Source organism: Kutzneria buriramensis, assembly GCF_003387475.1.
GTDB lineage: Bacteria > Actinomycetota > Actinomycetes > Mycobacteriales > Pseudonocardiaceae > Kutzneria > Kutzneria buriramensis.
Genome location: NZ_QUNO01000034.1, coordinates 66,363 through 72,642, shown reverse-complemented (window position 1 = coordinate 72,642; position 6,280 = coordinate 66,363). Strand labels below are relative to the sequence as shown.

Here is a 6,280-nt window from a genome sequence, read left to right as displayed (position 1 = left end):
TCGACCGGACTACCTACAAGGCCACCATCAGCATCGATGTCCTGGCCTCGCCCGAACCTTGACAGCTACGTGTCACGGCTAACTGAACGGCATTGCATCTAGACCACGTTGTGGGCCGACAGGCTCTGGGCGCAGGCGACCACGGTTTCCGCCGCCGGCCGGGACTTCCAGCCCAGCACGCGCTCGGCCTTGGCCGTGCTGTGCACGGCGGTCCACGTCCGTCCACACGGTCTCGTCGCTGACGCCTTCGTCCCGATAGGACGACGGGCTGGCGGAGTTCGCCGCGGACGTCATGACCACCCGCTTCACACCGGCGGCGGTGGCGGCCTGTAGCACCCGGAGCGTGCCGTCGCGGGCCGGCACGATCAGGGAGTCGGCGTCGCCGGAGTGGCCGATGCCCAGCGGCGAAGGCCACGTGCGGCACGTAGTCGACGCCGGTCATCGACTCGGCCCAGCCGTCGTCGCTGGCGAGGTCGGCGATCGCGAACCCGAGCCGGTCGCCCGGGTCGACCTCGGTGGCGACGGCCCGCCGCACCTGCTAGCCCTTGGCCGCGCTGCGCACCGTCGTCCGCACCGTGTAACCGCGCTTGAGTAGCTCCGCCACGCACCAGCCCGCCACGTAGCCGGTGCCGCCGGTGACCAGGACGGTCTCGCCGATGATCACGCCCTCGCGTACTCGTAGCCCGGGATGCGAGCGATGATGCGCTGGGCCGCCTTCTCGTCCGAGAGGCCCTGGAAGTCGTAGCGCGGCGTGTACGGCCGCTCCAGCAGCTCGATCTCGTCCTCGGAGAGCTCGACGTCCAGCGAGGCGACGGCTTCGTCGATGTGGCGGACGCTGTTCGCGCCGACCAGCGGGGCCGTCACCACCGGGTTGGCCCGCAGCCAGGCCAGCGCCACCTGCGCCCGGCTGACGCCCCGGCCCTCGGCGACCGCGCCGACGGCGTCGACGATCTGGCGGTCGCTGTCCGGCGTGGCGTAGAGCAGGTCGGCGAAGCCGCCGTCGGTCTCCGACCGCGCCGTGCCGGCGTCGTCCCAGGCCCGCGCCAGCCGGCCGCGCGCCAGCGGACTCCACACGACCGTGCCGACGCCCTCGTCGGCGCACAGCGGCAGCATCTCCCGCTCCTCCTCGCGCGCCAGCAGGTTGTAGTGGTCCTGCATGGACACGAAGCGCGCCCACCCGTTGGCCCGCTGGAGGTGCAGCATCTTGGCGAACTCCCAGGCCCGCATGGACGACGCCCCGAGGTAGCGCGCCTTGCCCGCCTTCACCACATCGTGCAGCGCCTCGAGGGTCTCCTCGATCGGCGTCGCCGGGTCCGCGCGGTGGATCTGGTACAGGTCGACGTAGTCGGTGCCCAGGCGGCGCAGGCTGTGGTCGATCTCGGTCATGATCGCCTTGCGGGACAGGCCCCTGCCGTTGGGGCCGGGCCGCATCTGGTGCCGGAGCTTGGTCGCGATCACCACGTCGTCGCGGTCGGCGAAGTCCTTCAGCGCGCGGCCGAGGATCTCCTCGCTGGAGCCCAGCGAGTACATGTTGGCCGTGTCGAAGAAGTTGATGCCCTGCTCGAGCGCGTGTTTGATCAGCGGCCGGCTGGCGTCCTCGTCCAGCGACCACACCGGGTGGCCCCGGCCCGGGTCGCCGTAGGTCATCGCGCCGATCGCGATCGGCGACACGTCCAGGCCGGTCGTGCCCAGCTTGCGGTACCGCATCGTTGTCCTCCCGTATCCGGAGACCTCTCCGCTCCTGGGAAGACGTTAGCCGATCGGCTAACGAGATGCGATCGCGGCGGCGTGGGGGAGTTCCCCAATCGCTTGGTAAGCGATTTCCTCAGTGTCAGCTTTTGATGAGTCGGGCGAGGCGATCCCAGGCCGGTGATGAGGCGCCGGCCTGGGTCCGCGCCGCCAGCCGGGCGATCGTCGGGTTGTCGACGCGCTCGGCCTCGGACGGGTGATGGCCGGCGGCCCACGTCCGGGTGCGCTCGGCGAGCGCGGGCAGGCGGGGGTCGTCCGGCGACCAGTCGTAGGCGGCGTCGTGCTCGCGGTACAGAGTGCGGAACTCGGGGTCGGCGAGCAGCCGGCGTTTCTCCGCGATCCATCGGGAGACGTCCTCGGGCGAGGCGGCGTGCATGAGGATCCAACCGTCGCGCTCCAGGCACACCTGGCGCTCGCTGACCCCGAGCTCACGCAGCTCGTCCAGATAGTCGGCGATCTCCGGGGAGACGAACAGCCGGTCGCCTCCGCGCAGCTGGGCGAGCTGCGCACGGGCTCGCCGCAGCTGCGCGATGCGCTTCCGGATGTCCTGGTCGATCTCCGCGATGGCGGCGGCGAACGTGTCCGGGTCGGCGTCGAGAAGGTCCTTGACGCGGGCCAACGGCATGCCCGCGTCGGCCAGGGTTCGGATCTTGACCAGGGTGAGGGCGTGCTGGGCGTCGTAGCGCCGGTACCCGGACGAGTCGCGGCCGGGTTCGGCGAGCAGACCGCGTTCGTGGTAGTGGCGGACGGCTTTGGTGGTCACCCCGGCGTAGTCCGCCAGCTGGCCGATCGTGAGCATGCCCGACATCCTCCCTTGCGGCGGTCATTCGGCGGGTCAGACCCGGCGGGTCAGCCGGCCGCCGCCGTTGCGGAAGCGCGCCCGGCCGTCGCGGACGTCGTGGTAGGACACCAGCAGCAGGCGCAGGTAGCCGTCGAAGGTCTCCAGCGGGTGTCCGGCCGGCGCGAACAGACCGGGCCGGACCGGCACGAGACGCCGCGGCGGGGCGGCGGTCGTCCCGCCGGCGAACTCCGTGAAGATCCGCTCCTGGGAGGCGTCCGCCGGCTCGTAGGTGGTCCGCTCCTCGAGCTGGCCGTCGACGACGCTGACCTCGACGCGGAGCTGGTTGGAGCGATACGTGCCCACGTACGGGGTGAGGTCGACGTCCTGCTCCAGTTCGGTGACCAGGGCGGGGACCTGGACGCCGAGGTGCTTGCCGAGCAGCCACCGCAGGATCTGGTCGTGGAGCATGATCGCTCCGGAGTTGTTGCCGAAGGCGGTGAAGACCAGGTCGTGCTCGGGCAGGACGCAGAGGATGGACACCCCACCCGGCGAGGCGCCCGACATGGCCAGCACGGTCGTGTCGCCGAACGGGTACCGCACCCAGCCCAGGCCCATCGGCGGGGTGTTCGGTGTGTCCATGTCGAAGGCGACCTGCTGCATCAGCGCGGTCGACTCGGCCGACAGGACACGGGCCCCGGACGGGGAGACGCCGCCGGCCAGGTGGGTGCGTCCGAAGGCGAGCAGGTCGGCGATGGTGCCGATCGGCGTGCCGCCGGCCGGCCCCCAGGTGTCGGGCAGCGTGAACATGCCGGTGGGCCTGGCCGCCATGGTCTCCGGGTCCAGGAAGTGGCCGACCGCCGTGCTGCGCAGGATCGCCTCCTCGGCCGAGGTGCAGGAGTCCGTCATGCCGACCGGCGTGTAGAGCTCGCGCTTGAGCAGCTCGGGGAACGGCAGGCCGGTCACCACCTCCAGCAGGCGGCCCGCGACGATCATGCCGCCGTTGGAGTAGCTGAGCTGTTCGCCCGGCTCGAACAGCGTGCCGCAGCTGTCGGCCAGTCCGCTGACGTACGCGGTCAGGGCGTCGCGGCCCTTGGCGTCGGGGAAGAAGAGGTCCGCGTCGATGCCGTTGGTGTGCGAGATGAGGTGTCGGACCAGGATCGTGTCGCCCAAGGTGAATTCGGGCAGGTATCGCACCACCGGCGCGTGAAGGTCCAGCACCCCTCGCTCGGCCTGTTGGAGCACCAGCGTGGTGGTCAGCACCTTGGTGACCGAGCCGAACAGGAAGCCGGTGTCGGCCAGCATCGGCGTGCCGGTGGCGAGGTTGGCCGTGCCGTGGGCGACGATGACCTGCTCGCCGGCGTGGTAGACGCCGGCGACGAACCCGGGGACGTGGTTGGACGCGCAGTAGGCGGCGGCCTGCTCGCGGATCTGGGCTTCGACGGTGCTCAGTGCGTTGTTGCTCATGTCGACCATCGTCGAACGTTGCCCCTGGGGCAAGGTCAAGCGCCGATTCTCGGCGGCGCGTCCACCGTCGCTGCTGAGACTTCGCCGGCCGACGGGTTACTTCCCGGGAACGGCGCCTCCTGCCCCGAATGTTCCCCCACGGACCGCGCTCTGTCGATGAAAGGGTCCGGCCACCGGGCGGCCGCCGCAATCGGCCGCCCGGCGCCGGAGTCAGGGGGTCACTGGTTGAGGGTGCACGGCGCCAGCGCGTCGAGGCCGGCGGGCTTCGCCCCGGAGACGCGGCCGATGTCGATCGCGATGCGGTCGAGCACGGCGATGCGCTTGTCCTTCAACGGACCCAGGATGGCGTTGTTGATGAAGTTGGGCCCGCCCTGCCCCTTGCTGGTGACGAGACGGTTGTTGGCCTCGGTGATCTCCTTGTTGAGGTTGGCGAGCTCGGCCGTCACCCCGGCCTGCGCGGCGGCGGGCACGGCGGGGAGCTTGTCCTGAACCGACGGGCAGTTGACGGTGGGCGTCCCACCGCCGGCGGCACCCGCACCGGCGGAGCCCGTCGCACCGGAACCAGCGGTGGAACCCGTCCCGCCGGAAGCGCCAGCACCCGAGCCGGCCCCCGCCCCTGCCCCCGCACCCGAGCCGGCACTGGCCCCGCCGCTACCTCCCGTGCTCAAGGTGCACGGAGCCAGCGAATCCAATCCCGTCGGCTTGGCGGCGTGCCGTCCGATGGAGATGGCGATCCGGTCGATGGTGGAGACGCGCTTGTCCTTGAGCGGCCCCAGGATGGCGTTGTTGATGAAGTTGGGACCGCCCTGCCCCTGCGTGGTGACCAACCGTTTGTCGGCCTCGGCGATCTGGGTGTTGAGCAGGTTCAGGTTCCGGGTGACCTCGGCCTGGGACGCGGCCGGGATGGCCGGCAGCTTGTCCTGCACCGAGGGGCACACCACGGTGGGCACGGCGGCCGCGGCGTTGGCGGTTCCGCCGTGCGAGGTGGCGGCGACGACCACACCGCCGACGGCGACGACGGCCCCGACCGCGACGGCGGCGACACGGAACTTCCGGGGAACCGCCGCGTAACTCATCCTCATGCCGTACTCCTGTCACGTTGACCACGCCCTGATCTGGCCTACGTGAGCCCCGGGACGACCGGTTCAGGCGTTCGACAGATTCGACGTTCAATCCATAATGGACGGAGAAGCGGTGCTCGATCGGACGGCCAGCCGAGGGGGCAGCAGGCGGATCTCGGGACCGCCCACGCCGTCCAGCTGGTCGACGACCATCGCCACGGCCAGTTGGCCCAACCGGGCGGCGGGCACCTCCACGGTGGTGAGGATACAGGGATCCCCGCCGTGCGGGCCGACGGCGATGACGGACATGTCCTGCGGCACAACGAGTCCGAGCGACGCCAGGGTGGTCATCACGGGTGTGAGGACGGCCTCGTTCTGCACCACCAGCGCGGTCACCCGAGTGGCGATCAGACCATCCACACAGGACCGAACGGAGTCCTCGTCGCACGACCGCATGAACACCTGAACCCCGTGTCGCAACGAGGAATCGCGCAAGCCCTGATCGAAACGGGTGGCGTGGCTGACGCCTCGGTCGTGCACGGCGGCCGCGGGGCCGATGAGCCCGATGCGGCGGTGCCCGAGGCCGGCGAGGTGGTCGACGCACAGTCCGGCGGCGGCGTGGAAGTCGAGGTCCAGGCAGGTGATCGCGTTGGGATGGTCCGGCACGCCCATCAGCACGGTGGGCCGGTCCAGGGCGGTCAGCATCGGCACGCGGGCGTCGGCGGCGGTCACGTCGAGCGCGATCAGGCCGTCGGCGAGCGAGCCGATGACCGCCTCGCGCAGTTCGCCGGGATCGCCGTCCCTGGTGAGCAGCAACAGATCCAGCCCGTGTTCCCGGGCGGCGGCGGTGGCGGCGGAGGTGAACCGCATGACGGTCGCGGCCTCCACGCCGGGCCGCTGCGGGGCGAGTAGTGCGAGGAGATCGCTGCGCGCGGTGAGCCCGCTGGCCCGAGGTCGGTAGCCGAGCAGCCGGATCTGCTGCTGCACCCGTCTTCGGGTCGCGGCCGACACCGCGCGCTTTCCGCTGATCACATAGGACACGGTGCTCGGCGCCACCCCGGCGGCCCGCGCGACATCGTGAATGGTCGCCACGACCAGAAGTTAGTTGAGGATTCACGCAGATGCAAGGACGGTGCGCTCGAAATTGTCGAACTCGCTGATCTCCCTGTGGCGCAAGGGAAAATGGTACAGACCAACAATAATGATCACCCTTGACCGGCCGATC

The 6,280-nt window shown here is 70.6% G+C and carries 6 protein-coding genes; all 6 read right to left on the bottom strand.

Annotated elements, in window-relative coordinates; all coding sequences use genetic code 11:
• Positions 1–538: 538 nt before the first annotated feature.
• The 6 genes from BCF44_RS56320 to BCF44_RS52080 all read right to left on the bottom strand — a co-directional run bounded on the left by BCF44_RS56320 (position 539) and on the right by BCF44_RS52080 (position 6,147).
• Complete coding sequence (locus tag BCF44_RS56320; RefSeq protein ID WP_170218226.1) at positions 539–664, bottom strand: NAD-dependent epimerase/dehydratase family protein; 126 nt, start codon at positions 662–664, stop codon at positions 539–541.
• Positions 661–1,707, bottom strand: a complete 1,047-nt coding sequence (locus BCF44_RS52105; protein ID WP_116182046.1) for an aldo/keto reductase — start codon at positions 1,705–1,707, stop codon at positions 661–663. Before BCF44_RS52105 ends, BCF44_RS56320 begins: the two co-directional genes overlap by 4 nt.
• Before the next feature lie 124 nt (positions 1,708–1,831).
• Complete coding sequence (locus BCF44_RS52100) at positions 1,832–2,548, bottom strand: MerR family transcriptional regulator (RefSeq protein ID WP_116182045.1); 717 nt, start codon at positions 2,546–2,548, stop codon at positions 1,832–1,834.
• Positions 2,549–2,584: 36 nt separating this feature from the next.
• Positions 2,585–3,994, bottom strand: coding sequence for a serine hydrolase domain-containing protein (locus tag BCF44_RS52095; protein WP_211353661.1), 1,410 nt, complete (start codon positions 3,992–3,994; stop codon positions 2,585–2,587).
• Positions 3,995–4,212: 218 nt separating this feature from the next.
• On the bottom strand, positions 4,213–5,076 hold the full coding sequence (locus BCF44_RS56315; RefSeq protein ID WP_170218221.1) for a hypothetical protein: 864 nt from the start codon (positions 5,074–5,076) through the stop codon (positions 4,213–4,215).
• Positions 5,077–5,163: 87 nt separating this feature from the next.
• The gene (locus tag BCF44_RS52080) at positions 5,164–6,147 is read right to left on the bottom strand and encodes a LacI family DNA-binding transcriptional regulator (RefSeq protein WP_116182042.1); all 984 of its coding nucleotides are present in this window, start codon (positions 6,145–6,147) and stop codon (positions 5,164–5,166) included.
• Between the last annotated feature and the right edge of the window lie 133 nt (positions 6,148–6,280).

What these genes read in the sequence shown, in the direction of transcription:
- BCF44_RS52105 (WP_116182046.1), bottom strand. Translation starts at nt 1,707, where the DNA reads ATGCGGTACCGCAAGCTGGGCACGACCGGCCTGGACGTGTCGCCGATC.
- BCF44_RS52100 (WP_116182045.1), bottom strand. Translation starts at nt 2,548, where the DNA reads ATGCTCACGATCGGCCAGCTGGCGGACTACGCCGGGGTGACCACCAAA.
- BCF44_RS52095 (WP_211353661.1), bottom strand. Translation starts at nt 3,994, where the DNA reads ATGAGCAACAACGCACTGAGCACCGTCGAAGCCCAGATCCGCGAGCAG.
- BCF44_RS56315 (WP_170218221.1), bottom strand. Translation starts at nt 5,076, where the DNA reads ATGAGGATGAGTTACGCGGCGGTTCCCCGGAAGTTCCGTGTCGCCGCC.